The sequence below is a fragment of the Mycolicibacterium sp. P4_G11 genome (assembly GCF_056555145.1).
Window position 1 is genome coordinate 306886 of the sequence record NZ_JBFUJW010000010.1, and the last position, 22053, is coordinate 328938.

Here is a 22053-nt window from a genome sequence, read left to right on the forward strand (position 1 = left end):
TGCCCGATCACTGGCCGCGGGGCTGCGGCGGGCAGCGATTGGCAGGATGGCTGGTGTGACGTGGTTGATCCCCGACGCGCTCATCGTGGCGCTGTCCCCGATGGCGGTGCTGCCGCCGGTGCTGCTCCTGCTGTACTCGGACCGGCCCCGCAGCACCGGTCTGACCTACCTGTGCGGGTGGCTGGCCGGGCTGACGGTGGTGATCAGCGCGGTGGTGTTGGTGTCCCCGGTCGGCCAGTCGCACGCCGCCGCGACCAGTTCGCGCCTGCAGCTCGGCATCGGCATCGCGCTGATCGTGCTCGGCGTCGTCACCTGGCTGCGGCGCAAGCACTACGCGCAGGCGACGGGCTGGCTGACCCGGCTGCAGTCCGCGTCGCCAGTCGTCACGGCCGTCACGGGAGTCGTCTTCGCGGTCGCCAATCCGAAGTTCATCCTGGCGTGTATCGCCGGCGGCGTGGCCATCGACGCATTTCTGACAACTCCCGCCGAAAAGGCCACTGCCATCGGCTATTTCGTCGTGATGGCCGGATCCACCACGGCCGCGCCGATCTTCGCACACCTGGTGGCCTCGCGGTATGCCGAGAAGGGCCTGGAGCGGATGCGCCACTGGGTGCAGGAACACACCGCCGCGATCACCGCGGTGACGCTGACGGCCGTCGGGGCGCTGCTGGTCGTGGTGGCGTCGTTGTGAGACTCCTGATGGCCGCGGTAGTGCTGGCGGGCTGCGCGGCAGTCCCGACCGCCGCTGCCGATCAGATCGCCAGGCTCCGTCCCGTCGTCCTCGAACAGTTCGACCACGACCCCGTCTCCTTCACCGAGGGCATGTTCGTCGACGGATCGACCCTGTATGAGAGCTCGGGCCTGGAAGGCAAGTCCGCGCTGCGTGAACTCGACGCCGCCACGGGGCAGCTACGCCGCGCCGTACCGCTGCCGCCCGCCTATTTCGGTGAGGGCATCGCCGATGCCGGCGCGCACCTGTGGCAGGTGACGTACGAGAACGGCGTCGCGATCGAGTGGGACAAGGCCACCCTCACCATGCTGCGCGAAGTACCGCTCGCCGGCGAGGGGTGGGGCCTGTGCCGCGCGGGCGACCGGCTGATCCGTAGCGACGGTTCCGCCCTACTGCATTTCCACACCGTGGACGACATGCGCGAAACCGGTGCCATGACCGTGACCTACAACGGAATTCAGGTGTCTGGGCTCAACAGCCTCGACTGCGTCGGCAACCGGATCTGGGCCAACGTGTTCCCGACCGACCAGATCATCGAGATCGACGCCACGACAGGCGCCGTCACCGCGGTGGTGTACGCCACCGGTCTGCGCGACCCGGCCTGGCAGGGCGAGGTCGGGGTGCTCAACGGCATCGCGCATCTCGGCGGGCCGAGCGGCAATGAGCAGTTTCTCGTCACGGGCAAGTACTGGCCGGCGCTGTTCCGGGTCCGCTTCGATCCGGCCACAGCGGCAGAAATTCAGGTGCGCTGACGGCTGCCGGGTGTGACGATCTGGGCCATGCCGAGTTCACTGATCGAGGTCCGCCGTCAGTACAGCCAGCCCGACGAGGTCGCCATCATCGATGCCGTCCACAGTGCACTGGTTGCCGCGTTCCGGATCCCGGTCGGCGACAAGCACGTCCGGCTGCTGGTCCATGAACCGCACCGGGTTTCGCATGCCCCACACCTCGAACACCCCGAGCGGTACACGCTGGTGACCATCGACTGTTTCGCCGGCCGATCGGTGGATGCCAAGCGGGAGCTGTACCGCGAGATCGTCGGCCGCCTGGCCGCCTTCGACATTCCGGCCGATCACATCACGATCCTGCTCCGCGAGAGTGCGCTCGAGAACTGGGGCATCCGCGGTGGGCGGGTGGCCTGCGACGTCAACCTCGGGTTCGACGTGAATGTCTGAACGCGTATTCACGGCCGCCCCGCGGCGATAGGCTCGGAAGGCTCATCGGAACCAGGCTCAGCAAGGAGCAGTCCATGACCCTCGAAGCAGTCGCGACGTCATTCGAGCAGAACGTCGCAGCCGTGCAGGAGTATTTCGACAGCCCCCGTTTCGACGGCATCACGCGGCTCTACACCGCGCGTCAGGTGGTCGAACAGCGTGGCACCATCCCGTCCGACTACCCCGTGGCCAGGCAGGCCGCCGAAGCGTTCTATCCGCGGTTGCGCGAATTGTTCGCGCAGAAGAAGAGCATCACCACGTTCGGGCCGTACTCCCCCGGCCAGGCGGTGGTGATGAAGCGGATCGGCATCGAAGGCATCTACCTCGGTGGTTGGGCCACCTCGGCCAAGGGTTCCATCAGTGAAGACCCCGGTCCCGACCTGGCCAGCTACCCGCTGAGCCAAGTGCCCGACGAAGCCGCCGGCCTGGTGCGCGCGCTGCTGACCGCGGACCGCAATCAGCAGTACCTGCGCCTGCAGATGACCGACGAACAACGTGCGACCACCCCCGCCGTCGACTACCGGCCGTTCATCATCGCCGACGCCGACACCGGCCATGGTGGAGATGCCCACGTACGCAACCTGATTCGCCGCTTCGTTGAGTCCGGTGTGCCGGGCTACCACATCGAGGATCAGCGGCCCGGTACCAAGAAATGCGGCCACCAGGGCGGCAAGGTGCTGGTCCCGTCGGACGAACAGCTCAAGCGCCTCAACACCGCGCGCTTCCAGCTGGACATGATGGGTGTGCCGGGAATCATCGTGGCGCGCACCGACGCCGAGGCCGCCAACCTCATCGACAGCGCCGCCGATGAGCGCGACCAGCCGTTCCTGCTGGGCGCCACCAACCTCAAGATCCCGTCCTACAAGTCGTGTTTCCTGGCGATGGTGCGGCGGTTCCACGACAAGGGCGTCACCGATCTGCGTGGGCACCTGCTCTACGCGCTGCCCCAGGGCCAGTACGCCACCGCCGAGGCCTGGCTGGACAGCCACGGCATCGCAGCCCTCATCGACGACGCGGCCGCTGCCTGGGATCCGAACTCCGGACAGTCCGTCGACTCGGTGTTCGACAAGGTCGAGTCGAAATTCGTCGAAGCCTGGCAGGCGGATTCGGGCCTCAACACCTACTGCGATGCCGTCGCCGAAGTGCTGCAGTTCCGGGCCAAGGAGGGCGAGGCCGTCGCGATGAGCCCGGATGAGTGGCGGACGTTCGCCGCCCGCGCGTCGCTGTACGCGGCCCGGGAGAAGGCCCGCGAACTGGGGGCGGACGTGGCGTGGGACAGTGACCTGGCCAAGACCCCCGAGGGCTACTACCAGGTGCGCGGCGGCATCCCGTACGCGATCGCGAAATCGCTTGCGGCCGCACCGTTCGCGGACATCCTGTGGATGGAGACCAAGACCGCGGACCTGGCTGAGGCCCGCGAATTCGCGGAGGCCATCCACGCCGAGTTCCCGGACCAGATGATGGCCTACAACCTGTCGCCGTCGTTCAACTGGGACACCACCGGCATGACGGATGACGAAATGCGGGCGTTCCCAGAGGAACTCGGCAAGATGGGCTTCGTCTTCAACTTCATCACCTACGGCGGCCACCAGGTGGACGGTGTGGCGTGCGAAGAGTTCGCGACGTCCCTGCGGCAAGAAGGCATGCTGGCGCTGGCCCGGCTGCAACGCAAGATGCGGCTGGTCGAATCTCCTTATCGCACACCGCAAACGCTCGTCGGCGGCCCGCGCAGCGACGCCGCGCTGGCAGCATCGTCGGGCCGCACCGCGACCACCAAGGCGATGGGTGCCGGTTCCACCCAGCACCAGCACCTGGTCCAGACCGAGGTGCCAAAGAAGCTGCTCGAGGAGTGGCTGGCCATGTGGAGCGACCACTACCAGATCGGCGAGCAGCTGCACGTGCAGCTGCGTCCCCGCCGTGCCGGATCGGACGTCCTGGACCTGGGCATCTACGGCAGCGGCGAGGAGCCGCTGGCCAACGTCGTCGTCGACCCGATCAAGGACCGGCACGGACGCAACATCCTGACGGTGCGCGACCAGAACACCTTCGCCGAGAAGCTGCGGCAGAAGCGCCTGATGGATCTGATCCACGTGTGGCTGATCCACCGGTTCAAGTCCGAGATCGTCTACTACGTGACGCCGACCGAGGACAACATCTACCAGACCGAGAAGATGAAGTCGCACGGCTTGTTCAGCAACGTGTACCAGGAGGTCGGCGAGATCATCGTGGCCGACGTCAACCAGCCGCGGATCGACGAGCTGCTGGCACCGGACCGCGAGGCCCTGGGCCGCTTGATCCGTAAAGAGGACTAGACCGACGCGGTCGCCACGCGCTCACGCCTGAGCCGTGGCGACCGCCGGTTCCTCGTCTGCCGCCCCGAAGATCGCGATCGCCACCGCACCGGCGACCGCGGTGGCGAACGCCACCCCCACCAACCAGCCGTAGCCCGGTTTGGCCACATCGCCGAGCAGCAGAACGCCGACCGCCCCCGGAATCACCGTCTCTCCCATGACAAGTGCGGCCGCCACGCCGTTCACCGAACCGATCTGCAGTGCGACGGTGAACAGGTAGAAGCCACCGCCACCGGCGATCACCACCGCCCACGCCGCCGGGTCGGAGATCAGGACGTCCCAATGAAACGGGTCGAGCCCGTGGACGATCCGGACTGCAACAGCCATGGCGCCGTACAGCACCCCGGCGATCAGCCCCGCCGGCACCGCGGCTTTCTTACCGAGGACTTGGACGAGCACCACCCCGAACATGAAGACGAGCACCGATGCGACCAGCACGCTCCAGTGCATGTGCCGGCCCGGTACCTCCGTGCCGAGTTCACCGGCGCTGAATCCCAGAACACACAGCGCCACAAGGACTATCGCGATGGCGGCCCAATCGCGCGTACGCAGGTGCGCCTTGAGGACCACCACGCTCAGGACTGCGGTCACTGCCAGGTTGGCGCTCATGATGGTCTGTGACAGGAACAGCGGGATGAGCCGCGCCGACACCAGACTGCCGAGAAATCCCAGTCCGTCGAGCAGCATGCCGGCGAGGAACAGCGGCGCCAGGATCGCGGTCACCGTCGAACGGAACGTCGGACCGGTTTCGGTCGTGTCGTCGACGGCCGTACGCGCGGCGTGGGACTGCAGAACCGACGCAGTGCCGTAGCTGAAGCACGCCACCAGCGCTGCGATGACACCGATCAGCATTGCGCAGTTCCGACTCGAGGGAACCGAGGATTGGCAGCCATCGGCCAATTGTATGGAGCCCCATGAGGGCCAGGTTCATCCGCGAGTCCAGGTCGGCGATCGCGCACCAAATCGAGACCCACCACATACGTCAGGCACAGCTGATCCACAACCTGACGGCGTTCCATGATCAGACCGGAGATCGATGCCCTTCTGTCCAGCTCCGAGAACGGAGACGATTGACAATGAAATCACCGAAACTGATTGCCGGCCTGGCGATCGCCGGCAGCCTGGCGGCCGGCGCACTCGTATCGGGTACCGGAGTCGCCAGTGCCGACGCGCACATCGGCAACAGCCCGTTGCCTTCTGACTGGGGCCCGCCACCGCCACCACCCGGCCCTGGTTGGGGACCGCCTCCTCCGGACCACCACTGGGGTCCACCGGACCGGGATCGGAACTGGGGCCCGCCGCCGCCCGCGTGGGGCCCGCCGCCCCCACCTGACGGGAACCCGCCGGGCACCTGGAACGGTGGCTGGGAGCCCGATGGCGGTGTGTGCCTGTTCGGCGCCTGCATCTAGAACCGGAAAACCGAAAGCCGTCGCCTAAGGCCCGCACAGGCCATACATAGCTTGACTAACGACAATGGCTACAGACCGAGAAACAGCGAGAACCGCAACGTTGTTGTGGCAATCGATTGAGTCGAGGAATGGAGTAGTCATGAAATCGATAAAACTCATTGCAGGACTGGTCGTGGCCGGCGGACTCACCGCCGCCGCAGCGGGATTGGGCGCCGGCACTGCCAGCGCCGATACCGGGATGACCCCGGTCCCGGCCCGCTGGGGTCACGGCCACGATTGGAACGGCCCAGGACCCGGCTGGGGTCCGCCGCCGCCTCCGGCCTGGGGCTGGAACCCGCCGGGCACCTGGAACGGCGGCTGGGAACCTGACGGCGGATTCTGCATCTTCGCCGCCTGCATCTGACTCAGTCGGATTCGGGATGCGGCGCGGGTAGTTCCAGCAGCAGCCGGGCGCCGCCGAGCGGACTCTGCGTCAAAGACGCTGTGCCACCGTGCAGTTCGGCCTGCTGAGCAACCAATGCCAAGCCGAGACCGGAACCCGTGTGCGAGGCCGTCGACCCCCGGGCAAAGCGGTGGAACACCGCATCGCGTTCGTGTTCCGGTACACCTGTGCCATTGTCGTCGATGGCGATCTGCACGCCGTCGTGCGAGCTGACCGCCGACAACTGCACGCGTGTCGCGCCGCCATGCCGGACCGCGTTGTTGATCGCGTTGTCGACGACCAACCGGAGCCCGACGGGCAGCCCCAGCATCAGCACCGTCGCGGACGGCACGAGCGAGACGTTCAGGTCCGGGTACACCCGCACCGCGTCGTGGGCCGCCCGGTCGAGCAGCTCGGTGATGTCGACGGGGACCAGATCGTCGGCGGTGGTCAGCTCGCCCTGTGCCAGCCGTTCCAGTGCCGTGAGGGTCGCCTCGATGCGGCTCTGCGTGCGCATGACATCGCCGATCACCTCGTTGCGTTGGTCCGCGCCCAAATCGAGCGTTGACAACACTTCGAGGTTGGTGCGCATCGCCGTCAGCGGGGTGCGCAGTTCGTGCGAGGCCACCGACGCGAAGTCGCGGGCCGATTCCAGCGCGGCCTTGGTACGGGCCTGCTCCTCGCCGATGCGGGCCAGCATGCCTTCGACGGCCTCCGCGATCTCCACGGCTTCCGAGACGCCGCGCACGTGGACCTCTTCAGGTTTCGATTGCGAGTTGATCTGCCGGGCCTGCTGGGCCAGCTTGCGGAACGGATTGATCATCACGAACCACATCGAGCCGCCGACCAGGAATGTGCCGACGATGACCCCGCTGCAGATGGCCAGGATCCGAATGTGCAGCGTGCGGATCTGACGCTGCGCCTCCGACAGCGGTGCCCCGAGCGCGATCGACGCCGACCCTGTGCTGACGGTGCGCACCCGGTACTCGACGCCGTTGATCGTGGTGTTCGCGTATCCGTTCTCGAACTGCGGCAGCACGATGTCCTCGGGCATCGAGACCGTGGCGGCACCGATACGGACGGTGCGCACGAGGGAGCCCTCCGACTGGGGCGTCCCCGTGGGGCTCTGCTTGGCGATGCTCAGCAGGGTGTTGACGTCCGGCAAGCTGCTCAGGGAGTCCAGCCGGCGGTCGAGCTGGCTGTACTGGTCCTTGGTGACACCGATCCACACCCAGGTACCGATGATCAGCACCGTCGCGACCACCGACAACGCGGCGACAACGACGATGGCCCGCAACGACAAGGCCGGTATCGGTGATCGCAGCTGCACCAGGTCATCATGCCCGATGCAAAAACGCGGACGGGGCACATGCCCCTGGCACGTGCCCCGTCCGTCGAAGAGCTGGTGTTACTTGGCGGCGGCCAGCGCCGCGTCGTAGTCCGGTTCCTGGGCGATCTCGGGGACCAGTTCGGTGTACGCCACGTTGCCGTCAGCGCCGATCACCACGATGGCGCGGGCGAGCAGACCGGCCATGGGGCCGTCGGCCAGCACGATGCCGTAGTCCTGGCCGAAGCTGTCGCGGAACGCCGACGCGGTGATGACGTTCTCGATGCCCTCGGCACCGCAGAAGCGCTTCTGCGCGAAGGGCAGATCCTTGGACACGTTCACCACGGTGGCACCGTCGGCCGCCGCGCGCTCGTTGAAGGTCCGCACGCTGGTGGCACACACCGGGGTATCGATCGACGGAAAGATGTTGAGCACCACGGGCTTACCGCTGAACTGCTCGTTGGTGACCGCACCGAGGTCGACACCGGTCAGGGCGAAAGCCGGAGCCGCGGACCCGACAGCGGGCAGGTCGCCGACGGTGTTGAAGGGGTTTCCACGCAGGGTTATCTGTGCCATACCCGACAGTCTGTCAAGACCACGTCACGTTCGCAGAGTGGGGGTGGCTACTGCCACTCGATGATGCGGCTCAGGTACGGGTCCATGCCGTTGGTACGCACCTGGGTCACCGACACGGAGGGCTCGGTGCCCTCGATCATCTGGCCGTTGCCGACGAACAGCGCGACGCTCTGCGAGCCGGCCGGTCCGTAGAACAACAGGTCGCCCGGCAGCGCCTGGTCCGCGGTGATCTTGCGGCCGACCTTGTACTGCTCGCCCGACGACCGCGGCAGCTTGATGCCGACCCCGGCGAACGCGTACTGGACCAGGCCGGAAGCATCGAAGCCTGGCGTGGTCGGCACCGGCGTGATGGCGCTCGCCGTCGGCGACGGACCGAACAGACCCGACAGACCCGGGATGACGGTGTTGGACTGAGGCGCGGCCGCGGGCTGCGTGACACCCATCGGTTGCAGGCCGACCTGAGGCGCAGGCTGGGCCACCGGGGCAGCCGCGGTCGTGACATTGGCCGGAGGCAGGCTGGGTCCGTTGGCGTTGCCGCCGCCGTAGACGAACGGCACCCCACGCTGCGACACCGCGCGCTGGATGACGAAGTCGATGGCCTGCCGGTGGGTACCGCCGGTCCAGGTGGTGTCGGCCGATGCGAGGGGCGCCGATACCAGCGGGGCCGCCACCGCCATGGGCGTCGCCAGCAGTGCTGCGCTCGCCACCATCACAATCATCCGTCGCATTTCGGCCACCTCTCTTCGTGCGCCACCGAGACGTACGACGCTGCGTGGTCTACGCAGGGCTCGCGTCCCCGGTGGTCCCTCTCTCCACAAATTTCACTACCGTCACTTTTACCCCACGCGCGCGCCTTATCCCACATAAATGCAGGTCAGCGCGCGATCTTTATCGAAAATGTGATCGAATGGTGATCAGGGCCAACGAATCTCGGGGCTGCGGGTGACCCGTGCCACTTGCTTCCGCGAACCGGTGCCGCAGCCCCTCTAGGCTTGTCGCATGGCAGCGATCCTGACGGTGAATCTGGCAGTCCCACAGCCGAACCCCGACAAAGAGCAGTTGACCACCGGCATCGACAAGCGCCCGACGTCCGAACCGGTGCCGGTACGTGCGCCCGGACCCATGCACGGCGGCCTCGGCAGCGGCCTGGTCGGCGACACCATCGGCGACCAGCAGTTCCACGGCGGTGACGACCAGGCGGTGTACGCCTATGCGCGCGAAGACCTCGACGAGTGGCAGGCCCGCCTCGACCGTCCGCTGACCAACGGCTCGTTCGGCGAGAACCTCACCACCGCCGGGCTCGCGGTGAACGACGCCCGCATCGGCGAGCGCTGGCAGATCGGCGACGGCGGCCCTCTGCTGGAAGTCAGCCGGCCACGCATCCCCTGCCGCACCTTCGCCGTCTGGCTCGAAATCGGCGGTTGGGTCAAGACTTTCACCACACAGGCGGTACCCGGCGCCTACCTCCGCGTGGTGACACCTGGAACACTGCGCGCCGGGGCCACGATCGAGGTGGTGTCCCGCCCGGCGCATGACGTCACCGTCGCGCTGGTGTTTCGCGCCCTGACCCTGGAACCGGAGCTCCTGCCGAGCCTGCTGCCGGCCGATGCGTTGCCGGACGTGCTCAAGGAGCGAATCCAGCAGCGGGCGAACTAGCGCTCAGTCCCGCAGCACCACAGCGGCCGCCAGCCCTGCGACCACCTCGAGCAGCACTATGACGGCGGCCACCGCCGACCACCCGGCCGCGTCGAACGCGATGCCGCCGACCCATCCGATGACACTCGAGCCGGCGTAGTACGCCAGGTTGTACAGCGAGCCCGCCTGCGCCTTGCCGACCGTGGCCAGCTGGCCGGTCCAGCCCGATGCGGTGGCATGGGCGCCGAAGAATCCCGCGGTGGCGACCAGGAGCCCGGCGAGGACAGTGATCACGTTGTGACTCAGCGTGATCACCACGCCGATACCCATCACCACGACACTGCCCAGCAGCACCGGACGCCGGCCGTAGCGACTGGCTGCGGCCCCGGCCCACGCCGATGCCCAGGTGCCTGCCAGATAGGCCACGAACACCAGGCTGACGACGGTCTGCGGCAAGCCGAATGGCGCCGCGCTCAGCCGGAAGCCGAGGAAGTTGTACATCGCGACGAACCCACCCATGAGCAGGAAGCCCTGCAGGTAGAGCACCAGTTGCCGGGGATTTCGCAGATTGGCGGCCAGGCGGTGCGCCAGCGAGCCCTCGGTTTCCTCGTCGGCCGGCACGAACCCCTGAGGTTCGGGGGCCAGCCGCATGAAGCCGACAGCCGCTGCGCTGCAGAGCAATCCGACGACGAACATGGCCCACCGCCAGTCGGTGAGTTCGGCCACGGGCGCGGCCACCAGCCTGCCGAGCAGACCGCCGATGGTGGTGCCGGCCACATAGGTGCCGGCGGCCCGGGCGGCATGGCCGGCTTCGATCTCCTCGGTCAGATACGCCACCGCGATGGCGGGCACTCCCCCGAGCGCCAGGCCTTCGGCGAAGCGGCCGGCCAGTAGCAGCTGGAACGTCGGCGCGAACGGCACCACCAGTGCCAAACCTGTTGCGACGCAGACCGAGTAGGACATCGCCCGGACCCGTCCGATGCGGTCGGCCAGTGTCGACCAGCCGATCACCCCGACCGCCAGCCCGATCGTGGACGCCGACACCATGAGCGCCGACGCAGCCGCACCGGTATTCAGGCTGCGGGCAATCAGCGGCAGGACGGCCTGCGGCGAGTACAGCTGCGCGAAGGTCGCGACGCCCGCGCAGAACAATGCCCCGAGCAGCCTGCGATAGTCGGTGGACCCACGCACGTGGCCGGTCCAGACAGGCGCTTCAACAGTCACGAAAGCAGGCTAGGAAGCCCGGCGATCATGTGTCCAATACATTAATCGAGGTCGAATCATGCGTTCTACGCATGATCAGCCGTGGTACTCACGAACTCCGCGAATCGTGCTGCGGCGGGCGACAATTCGCGACCCTTGACCCACGCCATGCCGATCTCGCGCTTGACCCGGGTATCGGACAATGGGACGTAGATCACCGAGGGATCGCCGCGGCCGGGCCGCGGCACCGGTACGACCGCCACCCCGAAACCCGCCGCCACCAATCCCTCCATCGTCGGTATCTCCATGGCCTCGAACGCGATCTCGGGCGTGATGCCGCTCTCGGCCCACACCTGATCGGTCAGCTGGCGCAGCCCGAAATCCGCCCCGAGGGCGATGAAGGTCTCGTCGGCCACCTCGCTCAAGCGCACCCGGGCGCGCCCCACCAACCGGTGCTCGGCGGGCACCGCCAGGCACAACCGTTCGACATACAGCACCCGCCAGCTGCACGGCACCTGCACCGGCCGCGGCGAAGTGATCGCGACATCGGCCTGCCCCGTACGCAGCCGCTCCGCGATGTCGTGCGCCGCGCCCTGGAACAGCTCGAAGCGCACCGCGGGAGCCAGCGCCCGGAACTGCCGAAGCACCTCCGGCACAAACCAATTCGCGGTCGAATGCAGAAAGGCCAACCGCACCAGACCACTGTCCGGATCCAGCAATGCGGCGATCCGGCTGCGCGCCGCGTCCATTTCGGCGATGCCGCGGCGCGCGTGTTCGAGCATGATCTGCCCGTACTCGTTCAGCCGGAGCCGTCGGCCCGTGCGGTCGAAAAGCGGTGTGCCGACCTGACTTTCCAGCCGGGCCAGGGCCCGTGACAGCGTCGGTTGGGTGACGCCCAATTCTGCGGCGGCGTCGGTGACGTGCTCGGTCTCAGCCAAGACGACGAACCAGCGCAGTTCGTCGAGGAGCACAAAAGCACAGTACCCCGTGAGCCCGAAGGCTCACGGGGTACTGAGTCAGGCTGCTACGCCGGTCAGATGTCGAACCGGTCGGCGTCCATCACCTTCGCCCAGGCCGCGACGAAGTCCTTGACGAACTTCTCCTTGGCGTCGTCCTCGGCGTAGACCTCGGCCAGCGCCCGCAGCTGCGAGTTCGAGCCGAACAGCAGGTCGACCCGGCTGGCGGTCCACTTCGGCGCGCCGCTGGTGCGGTCGGTGCCGACGTAGGTGCCGTCATCGGCCGGCGACGGCGCCCACTTGGTGGACATGTCGGTCAGGTTGACGAAGTAGTCGTTGGTCAGGTGACCCACGTTCTGCGTCAACACGCCGAGGTCCGAACCGCCGTGGTTGGCGCCCAGCACGCGCAGGCCACCGATCAGCACGGCCAGCTCGGGAGCCGACAGGCCCAGCAGGTTGGCGCGGTCGATCAGCCGGTACTCGGACGGCAGGGTGTCGCCCTTGCCGACGAAGTTCCGGAAACCGTCGCCCTTGGGCTCCAGGTAGGCGAACGACTCGACGTCGGTCTGGTCCTGGCTGGCATCGCCACGACCCGAGGTGAACGGCACCGCGACGTCGAAACCGGCTGCCTTGATGGCCTTTTCGAGGCCGACGACGCCGCCGAGTACCACCAGGTCGGCGAACGACACACCGGTCGACGACGCCTGCTGGATCTCCTCGAGCTTGCGGATCACCGGTGCCAGCTCGTCGGGCTCGTTGACCTCCCAGCCGAGCTGCGGCTGCAGCCGGATGCGGCCGCCGTTGGCGCCACCACGCATGTCGCTGGAGCGGAACGAGGCCGCCGCCTTCCACGCGGTGTTGACCAGCTGCTGTACCGACAGGCCAGACTCGGCGATGGCGGTCTTGAGCGTGGCGACGTCGGCTTCGGACAGCGACTTACCGGCCGGGACGACGTCCTGCCACAGCCACGTCTGCGTCGGAACCAGCGGGCCGAGGTAGCGCACCACCGGACCCATATCGCGATGCAGCAGCTTGAACCACGCCTTGGCGTATTCCTCGGCCAGCTCCTCGGGGTGAGCCAGCCAGCGCTTGGTGATCTCGCCGTAGATCGGGTCGAACCGCATCGACAGGTCGGTGGTGAGCATCGACGGGTGGGTCTTGCCGGCCCCCTGCGCCATCGGCACCGAGTTGGCCCAGCCGCCATCCTTGGGCTTCCACTGGTTGGCGCCGGCGGGGCTCTTGGTCAGCTCCCACTCGTTGCCGTAGAGGATCTCCAGGAACGAGTTGTCCCACTTGGTCGGCGTATGGGTCCAGGTGACCTCGATGCCGCTGCTGACGGTCTCGTTGCCGACACCGGGGTTGGCCCAACCGAGGCCCATCTGCTCCAGCGAGGCGGCCTCGGGCTCGACGCCGTTCTCGATGTCGGTGGCGCCGTGGGTCTTACCGAAGGTGTGGCCACCGACGATCAGGGCGGCGGTCTCGACGTCGTTCATCGCCATGCGGCCGAAGGTCTCGCGGATGTCGATGGCAGCGGCCAGGTAGTCCGGATTGCCTTCGGGGCCTTCGGGATTGACGTAGATCAGACCCATGTGACTGGCGGCCAGCGGGTTCTCCAGCTTGGTGCGGTCGGTGCCGGCGTAGCGGTCCTGCGAACCGAGCCACTCGTGCTCCGAACCCCAGTAGATGTCCTCCTCGGGCTCCCAGAAGTCCGGGCGACCGAAGGCGAATCCGGCGGTCTTGAAGCCCATGTGCTCCATGGCGCGGTTGCCCGCGTAGACGATCAGGTCCGACCAGGAGATCTTCTTGCCGTACTTCTTCTTCAGCGGCCACAGCAGACGACGGGCCTTGTCGAGGCTGACATTGTCGGGCCAGCTGTTCAGCGGGGCGAAGCGCTGCATGCCGCGACCGCCACCACCGCGACCGTCCTCGACGCGGTAGGTGCCGGCGGCGTGCCACGACATCCGGACGAACAGCGGACCGTAGTGGCCGAAGTCGGCGGGCCACCAGTCCTGTGAATCGGTCAGCAAGGCGTCGAAATCACGCTCGAAGGCCTCGAAGTCGAGGGTCTTGACGGCCTCGCGGTAGTCGTATCCCTCGTCCGTCGGGTCGATCGCCGGCGGGTTCTTCTGCAAAATCTTCAGGTTGACGGCGTTGGGCCACCAGTCGCGGTTGCTGCCTCCCTCGACAGGCGGCTTGATGCGCATCGGGCAACCGCCTTCGGCGGGCTCGGTCTGTGCTTCTCCGATCGGAGGGTGAGTTTCCTCAGGCACTGCACTTCCTTTCGCGGGTGGTGAAATTGGGCTGCGATCACGGATGTGATCGTGAAGTTGTTGCCGCCGCGCAGTCGGGACATACGCCCCAATAGATGACTTCGGCCTCGTCGACGACGAAACCGTCGAGCACACCGAGACTGTCTGACGGGGTCAGGCAGGGCGCTTCCCCGGTGGCACAGTCGATGTCGGCGATGGCGCCGCAGGAACGACACACGACGTGGTGGTGGTTGTCCCCCACCCTGGTTTCGTATCGAGCCACTGAACCCGAGGGCTGAATGCGGCGGATCAGCCCGGCGGTGGTGAGGGCGGCCAACACGTCGTAGACCGCTTGGCGGGATACGTCGGGCAGGATCGCGCGGACCGCGTCGAAGACGCTTTCCGTATCGGCGTGCGGCCGGCCGGACACCACCTCGAGTACTGCGAGGCGGGGCCGTGTCACACGGAGATCTGCGGAACGCAGCTGCTCCGTGTAGTCGGTCGTCACGTGTTCACTTCTACGCGCTTTTTTGGACTGAGTCAAGACTTGTGAGTGATTTGCGTCACGCCACATCGGGCGAGTGCGAAACGGCGACCGTCATTCGCAGAGGTCAAAGCCGTTGTTCCGCAGACACTTTAGGCGACGTGCTGCGCGCCCGCAGGAAAATCACCCGAACCGGCGAAACCGGCGTGCCAATTCGCCGACGGCTGCCGAGTCTCAGGCTGAGCGTCTGCGCAGAGTTTGCCGACGACCGCCAATACCACCTCACGCGGTTGTTAATCTGCTGCATATGCAACGGAGCGTGACACGCCTCCCGGTTCGCCGGTCGGCTGCAGTGGGAGACCGTCGGGTACCCGCATGACCGCTGCCGGACAGAATCACTATTACTGGCTCACCTCGCTGCTCGCCGCCAGCGGCCTACAGACCCGAACCTGCCGGGTGATCGCCGCGCTCAACGCGCTGCTCGGCGTGGTTCCCGTGGCGCTGATGCTCAGTCCGGCCGGGCCGCACGGCCCGGTGCGCCAGGCGATCGCCATTGCGATCGGGGTCTTCGCGATCGGAGTCGGCGCCGTCTGGCTGCGGCATGCCTGGCCATCTCAGCGGTTCTCGGCAGTGTCGGTGTCCCTCGGCGCCATTCCGATGAGCGCGGCCTGCCTGATCATGTCGGATCCGATGCTCGGACTCCTCGCGACCACCGCATTCATCTTTTCCAGTGGATACGTGGCCTTCCTGCACCGCCCGAGCGTGCTGGCCGGTCCGTGGACTCTCGGCGGACTCACCGCGGGCTACCTGGCGCTGCAGATCGGATCGGATGATCCCGCACTGGCGGTCTGCGCCGTCTTGATCATCGCGCTGCTCAACGTCTTCGTGTTCTTCACCTGCCGCGTGGCGATCGGGCTCAGCTCAACGGACATCCACCACAGCGAGATCGAACCGCTGACCGGTCTGCTGAACACCGACGGCTTGTACTCGCGCGCCGCCAATCTGCTCGCTGCCCGCAACCGGCAGGACGACCGTCACATGGTGCTGGCCGTCGTCAGCATCGACAGCTTCCCGCTGCTGTCGTCGATGTCCGGACCCCGGCGCGCCAACCGGGCCCGCATCGACGTCAGCCAGGCGCTGCGGGAGACGGTGCGCCGCAACGCGATCGCCGCGCACATCTCCGACAGCGACTTCATCGTCGCGGACACCTTCACCACCCCCGATGCGTCGCCACTGATCGACCGCGTCCAGGGCGCCATGAAGTCCACGCCATCACGGGTGACCGCGAGCATCGGCGTGGTGGTCACGCCATTGGCCCCGCTGACGGTTCACCCGCCCGAGATCGTCATCGACGCGTTGCTGGCCGCCGCGGCGAGAGCCATGGAACATGCGCGCGAGGACGGCGGCAACGACGTCCGCTACGACGTGCGGGACGACCTGCCGATCAACGAATAGGCAGTTCGGCTCTGATCCGCGGCGCGATGAGGCCAGCCAGGTAATCGTGTCCGGCGTCGGTCGGGTGGACGCCGTCGGGCGCGATCAGATCGGGACGGTCGACGAACCAGCGCTCGGCGATCGGGTCGATGAACGTGGCGCCGGCCATCCCGGCCTGCATTCCCAGCACGTCCCGAATCTGCAGCACCGCGGGCGGCACGTCGGCCGTGGGCCACGGCGGCCCGATCACCAGCAACTTGGCACCGGGCGCCGTCGCCCGCGCCTGCATGAACGCGTCGTGCGCCATCCCCGACAGCTGCATGAGATCGGCACCCTGGTCGTTGCGGGAGCCGAAGAACACCACGAGGGCGTCGTCCGGCCGCACCGCACGCGCCGTCAGATCCCGGAAGATGCTGCCGTGGTCGCCGCGCACCACGTACCCGGCCCGGCCTTCGGCCGCGACGTCGGCGGTGATCGGCACCCCCCACGCATCCAGGTTCCGGTCCGCTTGCGCCGGCCAGCTCCGCGGACCCTGGCCCCCGAAATTGGTGCCATTGGTGTACGAGTCACTGATCACCGCGACGCGGTCGGGCGGCGTCCCCGGACGCACGCTCGAGTATGCGTGCGCCGACCCGGGTGCACTCACCACAGACACCACGCACAGCACAGCTGCCAGCAACAAAGCGGTCAGATGACGCACTGCTCTCCCATGATCCAGTCGGTCCTACGACGTTTTCCGGTCAGCCCGCCCGTTCGGCGCGCTCGACGTCGTCGTCAGATATCGCCTGCAGCTTACGTTGTCCTGCAACAGCTTTCGATCCGTCCGCCGGGCCGACCATGCGGCGCATCCAGTGCCGCGCCGGTTCTTCGACGTAGTGGAACAGCACCACCGCGCCGGCGAAGGAACCGGCCAGCAGCGCCAGCACGATGAACTTGGTCCCCCAGCTCGCGGTCATGTCGATGCGGTACTGGGCAGCGGCCCAGTTCCAGCTCTGGTGCACCAGCTCGTGGACCATGTACAGGCTGAACGACACCTTGCCGCCGTAGACCATGACCCGGGTCGACAGCAGCGCGGGCAGGGTCCCGGTGCCGACCGACAAGGCCACCACCAGCGGCAGGAAGAAGATGTCGACGAGGCCGAAGTCGTCCCGGATCGTCGGGATCGGATGTGCGTCGAACCAGTACACGAGGCCCACGATCACAGCCAGCAGCACCACCGACAGCACGCCGGCGACGGTCCGGCCGCGATCGGTCAAGTTCAGCTTGCGCACGGCGGCGCACGCCAGGGCACCTGCCGTGAACTGCAGGACGATGCGCGGCAGCCAGCTCCAGGGCGTGTAGAACTCGCCCGTCGCGGCCAGGAAGAGTATCGGCGGCAGCGTCGCGGCGAACGCCAGCCACAGCAGGGCGCGCGCCCGGCTGGCCCGGGCGACCCGGAACAGCACGATGACGAGCAGCCCGAACAACAGGTAGGCCAGCCATTCCGCGCTGATCGACCAGGCCGGGCCGTCCCAGCTGGAGTTGTCGAAGTACGGCACCACCCACAGCTGGACCAGGAACAGCTGGCGCAGGTAGTTGGGGCCGGTCAGGGTGGCCGCCGCCTGCGACGGGAAATCACCGACGTTGAGCGTGAAGATGATCCAGGCGACCGCGAGGTGCATGGTGACCAGGTAGACGGGCCAGACCCGGGCCAGGCGCAACCAGAGGAAATGCAGCGTCGCGCGGGTCGACCAGGCCGGACCCATGCGCTCGAGGTAATTCCAGGTCAGGACGAAACCGCTGAGGATGAAGAACAGGTCCACGCCCTGGGCGCCGCAGTCGAGAATCGGGGCGAGGGCCTCGCTCAAGGGCGGTGATGCCTGCTGCAGCAGCGGACGAAAGTGGAACAGCACCACCCACACTGCGGCGACGATGCGCAGGCCGGACAGTGCCTTGATCTCACCGCTCGGCACAACACTCATGACGGGAAAAGGGTAACAGCGGTGACGACGTGGACCCTGATCGGAAACCTGTGACTTTCCTTGGCTGACACTCCCGACCGCGGGATACCCGATCGAAATTTTTTGTCGGCGAAAATGGCGCTGCTACCAGTAAGGCTGCTCACAGAATTCAACTGAGAGGGCAACGGTGGCTGGAATATCCAGCCTTTCGGGAGCATTCTGTAGACATGCTAATTAGGCGGAAGTTCACGACATCGGCGGTCGCCGCGGTGGCCGCCACAGCAGCGATAGTGGCCGCTCCAGCGGCTGCGATGACGCTCTCCGGAAGCTTCGGGCCGGACCGGACTGTGGTTGCCGACAACGGCTACGGCGGACCTGACGGCCAGGGCGGCGGAGGCGGCTGCGGCGACGGAGCCAACTGGCGGGGCTGCGGCGGCTGGAGTCCGGGCAGCGGCGGATTCGGCCACGGCTGCATCAACGGCATCTGTGGCGGCTGGGACGGCAATCGCGGCTGGGGCGGATAGCTCCTCACACCCGGTTCCGGCGCGGTAATTGAATTTACTTCGGACGGGAAATCCCTAAGCTCGCGGCCATGGATGTGCCGAGCCCGTCACCTGACGCATTGCATCTGGCCGACGTGGTGCCCGCCGTGTTGGCGGCCATGGGAGTGACCGACGCCCAACTCGAAGGCGTGCACCACCCCATCGACCTACCCGACGGCATTCGGGGCGCGTGCGTCCTGCTCATCGACGGGCTCGGGGCCCAGTTGCTCGACACCTACGCCGACGACGCCCCCGTGCTCGCCGGACTTCGCGGCCGGAATCTGCGTGTCGGGTACCCCTCGACCACCAGCGCGGGCCTGGCGGCGGTGGGCACCGGCCGGCGCTCCGGCGAGCACGGCATGGTGGGTTACTCGTTCCGGATTCCCGACCACGGGATGGTGAACGCGCTGCGCTGGACGCCACATCCGTTCGGCGCCGATCTGCGCGACGTGCTGGTACCCGAGGATGTCCAACCGCTGCCGACCACGTTCGGTCAGGCCGCCGCTGCCGGCATGGCCGTCAGCGTCATCTCGGGTGCCGAATTCACCAATTCGGGATTGACCCGGGCAGTGCTCCGCGGCGGACAGTACGTCGGGGTGCATCGGCTCGGTGACCTCGCGGCGCGGGTGCAGCAAGCCGTCGCCGATGGCGGATTCTGCTACGGCTATCACGCCGATCTCGACATGCTCGGCCATCTGTACGGCGCTGGGTCGACGGCCTGGCGAATGCAGTTGCGACAGGTCGACCGGCTGGTCGAATCGATCGTCGATGCGCTACCAGCCGGTGGACTGCTGGCGGTCGTGGCCGATCACGGCATGGTCAACCTCGACGAAGCCGACGTCGTCGACCTCGATTCGCGTCCTGATCTGCTGGACGGCGTCGTCGCCGTCGCCGGGGAAGCCCGGGCCCGGCACGTCTACGTCGCCGACGGGGCGGCCGACGTGGTCGCCGACCGCTGGCGAGAAACGTTGGGCGCCAAGGCCTGGGTCCGCACCAAAGAGCAGGCCATCGCCGAAGGTTGGTTCGGTGCGCGGGTCAGCGACGCGGCGCGGAGCCGGATCGGTGACGTCGTGGCAGCGGCGCGGGACAACGTGGGATTGGTGCGTCGGACGGTCGAACCTCTGGAATCAGCCCTGATCGGACAACACGGGTCGTGGACGGATGCCGAGCAGCTGGTCCCGCTGCTCATCGCGGGTGGTTGACCGGAGGCTTTCGGTAGAGCGGAGCGCTCGGACAACCGAGAAGGAAGGCGCCGGATTACTCCGGCTTCAGATGCGCGTCATCGGCGAAAACCAGGGTTCCGCTGTCGAGCAGGACAGCCCAGCGGCGTGCCGCGTCGACAATATGGTTCTCGCCGACATCGACCGAATAACCCGCATGATCGCCGTAATCCTCGACGATCACGCCACGCACGTCCTTGGCGTCGCCGCGGTTGACACGAACCCGCATGTCAACGGCGAACTTGGCGTTCCTACCCATAACCACCCCAGCATTCCCTGGTAATCACCGCAGGTACGGAACCTCGGCCTACCGACCTCAGCCCCGACGTCAGTAGGTACCGAACTTTAGGCCACCGCGACCACAGCGGCAAAGCAAACACCCACGATTGACAGGTCGATGGTACGCGCTGTACCAATCGCCGTCGGATACCGTCTTCGCCGTGATCGTGCTGCTACCGCCCTCGGAGACCAAGCGCCCAGGTGGCGACGGACCACCGCTGCGGCTCGGCACACTGAGTGTGCCGGAACTCACGCCGCTACGGACGGCCCTCGTCGACGAACTCGTCGCGCTCGCCGCCGATCCGGAAGCCAGCCGCAAAGCCCTCGCCATCTCCGCCTCGCAGGATTCCGAGATCGCCCGCAACGCGGAGCTGCTCAGCGCCCCGACCATGCCGGCCATCGACCGCTACACCGGGGTGCTGTACGACGCCCTCGACGTCGGGTCGCTGCGCGGTGCCACCGCGACCCGCGCCCGTGCCCGCCTGGCAGTCGGATCGGCCCTGTTCGGGCTGCTGCGCGCTGACGACCCGATTCCGGCGTACCGACTGTCGGCATCGTCGAAGCTGCCCGCGGGCGGCACCCTGGCCAGCCGGTGGAAGCCCGTCCTGGAACCCGTGTTGGCCCAGCTCCAGGAGCAGGAACTCATCGTCGACCTGCGGTCCGGCTCATACGAGGCGCTCGGCAAGATCCCCGGCGCGGTGACGGTCGACGTCTACACCGAACACCCCGACGGGCGCCGCACCGTGGTCAGCCACTTCAACAAGGCCCACAAGGGCCGGTTGGCGCGTGCGCTGGCCGGCAGCCGGGCCGAACCGAGCGACGCCACCGCGGTAGCCGCCGTCGCACGTCGCGCCGGCATGCGGGTCGAGCGCGACGGCGCACAACTGACCGTGCTGGTCACGGCGTGACACCCGCCGCGGCGCCGGTCTCGACCACCGTCTGCGATAATGGATACCGAGGGGAGTATTCCTTCGCCGCGGTGTCGTCATCACGTTGCCCAACGTCGGGTAGCCGGTGCCGCGGGCCGTTGCGGCGGCGGTAGAGACCTCGGTCGCTCACTGACGCCCGGAGGCGCCCCCGCATGAATGTTTCTACGCTCGAATGGTCCATCACCCTCGGGGTGACGATCGCCGTACTCCTCTTCGACGTGGTGGTGATCGGCCGCCGGCCACACGAACCAACCACCCGCGAAACCGCCGGCTACCTCGCCACCTACATCGGGCTCGCGATCGCGTTCGGCATCTGGGTGTGGCGCTTCCACGGCGGTGACTACGGAGTTCAGTACTTCGCCGGCTGGCTCACCGAATACAGCCTGTCGGTCGACAACCTCTTCATCTTCCTGATCATCATGGCCAGCTTCAAGGTGCCCAGGGTCCTGCAGCAGCAGGTCCTGCTGATCGGCATCATCCTGGCGCTGATCTTCCGCGGCATCTTCATCGCCCTTGGCGCCGTTGCCATTTCGCAGTTCTCGTGGATCTTCTACGTGTTCGGCGCGTTCCTGGTGTACACGGCGGCCAAGCTGGTGCGCGACACCGAGCACGACGACGACGCCGAGAACTCGATGGTGCGGTTCGCCCGCAAGTACCTCAAGGCCTCCGACCAGTGGGACGGCTCCCGGCTGCACACCGTGGTGAACGGCAAGCGTGTGCTGACCCCGATGATCCTGGTCATCATCGCCCTCGGCACCACCGACCTGCTGTTCGCGCTCGATTCGATCCCGGCGATCTACGGCCTGACCCAGGAGCCGTACCTGGTCTTCACCGCGAACGTCTTCGCGCTGATGGGTCTGCGCCAGCTGTACTTCCTGCTCGGCGACCTGCTCAAGCGGCTGGTGTACCTGTCGCAGGGCCTGGCCTTCATTCTGGCGTTCATCGGCGTGAAGCTGGTCCTGCACGCGCTGCACGAGAACACGCTGCCGTTCATCAACGGCGGTGAGCCGGTGCACGTGCCGCAGATCCCGACGCTGCTGTCGTTGGCGGTCATCATCGTCACGCTCATCGTGACGACGGTGGCCAGCCTGTGGAAGACGCGCGTCGACGCCCGCAGCGCGGGGTAGCCGCAGGCCGCCGCCGGTTCCGGGGGT

At 67.2% G+C, this 22053-nt stretch carries 23 protein-coding genes; 12 read left to right on the top strand and 11 right to left on the bottom strand.

Annotated features, from left to right (window positions below; all coding sequences use genetic code 11):
* Positions 1-55: 55 nt before the first annotated feature.
* The 4 genes from AC1U2B_RS22605 (at position 56) to aceA (ending at position 4256) form a co-directional block, all read left to right on the top strand.
* Entirely contained in the window at positions 56-691 is a 636-nt protein-coding gene (locus tag AC1U2B_RS22605) for a GAP family protein (RefSeq protein WP_480218547.1), read from the top strand.
* A complete protein-coding gene (locus tag AC1U2B_RS22610) occupies positions 688-1482 on the top strand; it encodes a glutaminyl-peptide cyclotransferase (protein WP_480218548.1) in 795 nt (264 codons plus the stop codon). The genes AC1U2B_RS22605 and AC1U2B_RS22610 overlap by 4 nt, the downstream gene beginning before the upstream one ends.
* A 27-nt stretch (positions 1483-1509) precedes the next feature.
* Positions 1510-1905, top strand: a complete 396-nt coding sequence (locus AC1U2B_RS22615; protein ID WP_480218549.1) for a tautomerase family protein — start codon at positions 1510-1512, stop codon at positions 1903-1905.
* Between the two features lie 74 nt (positions 1906-1979).
* Complete coding sequence (aceA, locus tag AC1U2B_RS22620) at positions 1980-4256, top strand: isocitrate lyase ICL2 (protein WP_071286949.1); 2277 nt, start codon at positions 1980-1982, stop codon at positions 4254-4256.
* Positions 4257-4277: 21 nt separating this feature from the next.
* Here aceA and AC1U2B_RS22625 read toward each other — a convergent pair whose 3' ends face one another.
* Positions 4278-5147, bottom strand: a complete 870-nt coding sequence (locus AC1U2B_RS22625) for a DMT family transporter (protein WP_480218550.1) — start codon at positions 5145-5147, stop codon at positions 4278-4280.
* A 224-nt stretch (positions 5148-5371) separates the two neighbouring features.
* On the opposite strand from AC1U2B_RS22625, the gene AC1U2B_RS22630 reads away from it, so the two are divergent.
* Positions 5372-5704 (top strand): hypothetical protein, encoded by a 333-nt coding sequence (locus AC1U2B_RS22630; protein ID WP_418001766.1) that lies wholly within the window; start codon positions 5372-5374, stop codon positions 5702-5704.
* Between the two features lie 139 nt (positions 5705-5843).
* A complete protein-coding gene (locus tag AC1U2B_RS22635; RefSeq protein ID WP_480218551.1) occupies positions 5844-6107 on the top strand; it encodes a hypothetical protein in 264 nt (87 codons plus the stop codon).
* A 1-nt stretch (position 6108) separates the two neighbouring features.
* Here AC1U2B_RS22635 and AC1U2B_RS22640 read toward each other — a convergent pair whose 3' ends face one another.
* From AC1U2B_RS22640 to ripD, 3 genes are all read right to left on the bottom strand, one after another.
* On the bottom strand, positions 6109-7455 hold the full coding sequence (locus tag AC1U2B_RS22640) for a sensor histidine kinase (RefSeq protein WP_318259765.1): 1347 nt from the start codon (positions 7453-7455) through the stop codon (positions 6109-6111).
* A gap of 78 nt (positions 7456-7533) precedes the next feature.
* The gene (gene tpx / locus AC1U2B_RS22645) at positions 7534-8028 is read right to left on the bottom strand and encodes a thiol peroxidase (RefSeq protein WP_043392110.1); all 495 of its coding nucleotides are present in this window, start codon (positions 8026-8028) and stop codon (positions 7534-7536) included.
* Positions 8029-8075: 47 nt separating this feature from the next.
* On the bottom strand, positions 8076-8756 hold the full coding sequence (gene ripD / locus AC1U2B_RS22650; RefSeq protein ID WP_480218552.1) for an NlpC/P60 family peptidoglycan-binding protein RipD: 681 nt from the start codon (positions 8754-8756) through the stop codon (positions 8076-8078).
* Positions 8757-9027: 271 nt separating this feature from the next.
* Between ripD and AC1U2B_RS22655 the strand changes: the two genes are divergently transcribed.
* Positions 9028-9684, top strand: a complete 657-nt coding sequence (locus tag AC1U2B_RS22655) for an MOSC domain-containing protein (protein ID WP_480218553.1) — start codon at positions 9028-9030, stop codon at positions 9682-9684.
* A gap of 3 nt (positions 9685-9687) precedes the next feature.
* Here AC1U2B_RS22655 and AC1U2B_RS22660 read toward each other — a convergent pair whose 3' ends face one another.
* The 4 genes from AC1U2B_RS22660 to AC1U2B_RS22675 form a co-directional block, all read right to left on the bottom strand.
* Positions 9688-10887 (bottom strand): MFS transporter, encoded by a 1200-nt coding sequence (locus AC1U2B_RS22660; RefSeq protein WP_260938557.1) that lies wholly within the window; start codon positions 10885-10887, stop codon positions 9688-9690.
* A gap of 65 nt (positions 10888-10952) precedes the next feature.
* Entirely contained in the window at positions 10953-11837 is an 885-nt protein-coding gene (locus tag AC1U2B_RS22665) for a LysR family transcriptional regulator (RefSeq protein ID WP_043392117.1), read from the bottom strand.
* Between the two features lie 62 nt (positions 11838-11899).
* Positions 11900-14026 (bottom strand): catalase/peroxidase HPI, encoded by a 2127-nt coding sequence (katG, locus tag AC1U2B_RS22670; protein ID WP_480218607.1) that lies wholly within the window; start codon positions 14024-14026, stop codon positions 11900-11902.
* Positions 14027-14129: 103 nt separating this feature from the next.
* Positions 14130-14579, bottom strand: coding sequence for a Fur family transcriptional regulator (locus tag AC1U2B_RS22675; RefSeq protein WP_043392121.1), 450 nt, complete (start codon positions 14577-14579; stop codon positions 14130-14132).
* Between the two features lie 351 nt (positions 14580-14930).
* On the opposite strand from AC1U2B_RS22675, the gene AC1U2B_RS22680 reads away from it, so the two are divergent.
* Positions 14931-16010, top strand: coding sequence for a GGDEF domain-containing protein (locus tag AC1U2B_RS22680; RefSeq protein WP_480218554.1), 1080 nt, complete (start codon positions 14931-14933; stop codon positions 16008-16010).
* On the opposite strand, the gene AC1U2B_RS22685 is transcribed toward AC1U2B_RS22680, so the two are convergent.
* Both AC1U2B_RS22685 and AC1U2B_RS22690 read right to left on the bottom strand, forming a co-directional pair.
* On the bottom strand, positions 16000-16689 hold the full coding sequence (locus AC1U2B_RS22685) for an Rv0518 family GDSL lipase (RefSeq protein ID WP_344257692.1): 690 nt from the start codon (positions 16687-16689) through the stop codon (positions 16000-16002). The genes AC1U2B_RS22680 and AC1U2B_RS22685 overlap by 11 nt on opposite strands.
* Positions 16690-16729: 40 nt before the next feature.
* On the bottom strand, positions 16730-17950 hold the full coding sequence (locus tag AC1U2B_RS22690; protein ID WP_260938554.1) for an acyltransferase family protein: 1221 nt from the start codon (positions 17948-17950) through the stop codon (positions 16730-16732).
* Between the two features lie 206 nt (positions 17951-18156).
* On the opposite strand from AC1U2B_RS22690, the gene AC1U2B_RS22695 reads away from it, so the two are divergent.
* A complete protein-coding gene (locus AC1U2B_RS22695; protein ID WP_480218555.1) occupies positions 18157-18453 on the top strand; it encodes a hypothetical protein in 297 nt (98 codons plus the stop codon).
* Between the two features lie 68 nt (positions 18454-18521).
* Positions 18522-19673: an alkaline phosphatase family protein gene (locus AC1U2B_RS22700; RefSeq protein ID WP_480218556.1), complete on the top strand. Its 1152-nt coding sequence runs from the start codon at positions 18522-18524 to the stop codon at positions 19671-19673.
* A gap of 55 nt (positions 19674-19728) precedes the next feature.
* On the opposite strand, the gene AC1U2B_RS22705 is transcribed toward AC1U2B_RS22700, so the two are convergent.
* Positions 19729-19950: a hypothetical protein gene (locus AC1U2B_RS22705; protein WP_043392134.1), complete on the bottom strand. Its 222-nt coding sequence runs from the start codon at positions 19948-19950 to the stop codon at positions 19729-19731.
* A 181-nt stretch (positions 19951-20131) separates the two neighbouring features.
* Between AC1U2B_RS22705 and yaaA the strand changes: the two genes are divergently transcribed.
* Entirely contained in the window at positions 20132-20878 is a 747-nt protein-coding gene (gene yaaA / locus AC1U2B_RS22710; RefSeq protein WP_480218557.1) for a peroxide stress protein YaaA, read from the top strand.
* A gap of 173 nt (positions 20879-21051) precedes the next feature.
* A complete protein-coding gene (locus AC1U2B_RS22715) occupies positions 21052-22026 on the top strand; it encodes a TerC family protein (protein WP_480218558.1) in 975 nt (324 codons plus the stop codon).
* The last annotated feature ends 27 nt before the right edge of the window (positions 22027-22053 follow it).

Excerpts from the sequence above, each read along its gene's own strand:
- AC1U2B_RS22690 (WP_260938554.1), bottom strand. The coding sequence starts at position 17,950 with ATGAGTGTTGTGCCGAGCGGTGAGATCAAGGCACTGTCCGGCCTGCGC.
- AC1U2B_RS22635 (WP_480218551.1), top strand. The coding sequence starts at position 5,844 with ATGAAATCGATAAAACTCATTGCAGGACTGGTCGTGGCCGGCGGACTC.
- AC1U2B_RS22615 (WP_480218549.1), top strand. The coding sequence starts at position 1,510 with ATGCCGAGTTCACTGATCGAGGTCCGCCGTCAGTACAGCCAGCCCGAC.
- AC1U2B_RS22680 (WP_480218554.1), top strand. The coding sequence starts at position 14,931 with ATGACCGCTGCCGGACAGAATCACTATTACTGGCTCACCTCGCTGCTC.
- AC1U2B_RS22625 (WP_480218550.1), bottom strand. The coding sequence starts at position 5,147 with ATGCTGATCGGTGTCATCGCAGCGCTGGTGGCGTGCTTCAGCTACGGC.
- AC1U2B_RS22630 (WP_418001766.1), top strand. The coding sequence starts at position 5,372 with ATGAAATCACCGAAACTGATTGCCGGCCTGGCGATCGCCGGCAGCCTG.
- AC1U2B_RS22705 (WP_043392134.1), bottom strand. The coding sequence starts at position 19,950 with ATGGGTAGGAACGCCAAGTTCGCCGTTGACATGCGGGTTCGTGTCAAC.
- ripD (WP_480218552.1), bottom strand. The coding sequence starts at position 8,756 with ATGCGACGGATGATTGTGATGGTGGCGAGCGCAGCACTGCTGGCGACG.
- AC1U2B_RS22700 (WP_480218556.1), top strand. The coding sequence starts at position 18,522 with ATGGATGTGCCGAGCCCGTCACCTGACGCATTGCATCTGGCCGACGTG.
- katG (WP_480218607.1), bottom strand. The coding sequence starts at position 14,026 with ATGCGCATCAAGCCGCCTGTCGAGGGAGGCAGCAACCGCGACTGGTGG.
- AC1U2B_RS22695 (WP_480218555.1), top strand. The coding sequence starts at position 18,157 with ATGCTAATTAGGCGGAAGTTCACGACATCGGCGGTCGCCGCGGTGGCC.
- AC1U2B_RS22655 (WP_480218553.1), top strand. The coding sequence starts at position 9,028 with ATGGCAGCGATCCTGACGGTGAATCTGGCAGTCCCACAGCCGAACCCC.
- aceA (WP_071286949.1), top strand. The coding sequence starts at position 1,980 with ATGACCCTCGAAGCAGTCGCGACGTCATTCGAGCAGAACGTCGCAGCC.
- AC1U2B_RS22715 (WP_480218558.1), top strand. The coding sequence starts at position 21,052 with ATGAATGTTTCTACGCTCGAATGGTCCATCACCCTCGGGGTGACGATC.
- tpx (WP_043392110.1), bottom strand. The coding sequence starts at position 8,028 with ATGGCACAGATAACCCTGCGTGGAAACCCCTTCAACACCGTCGGCGAC.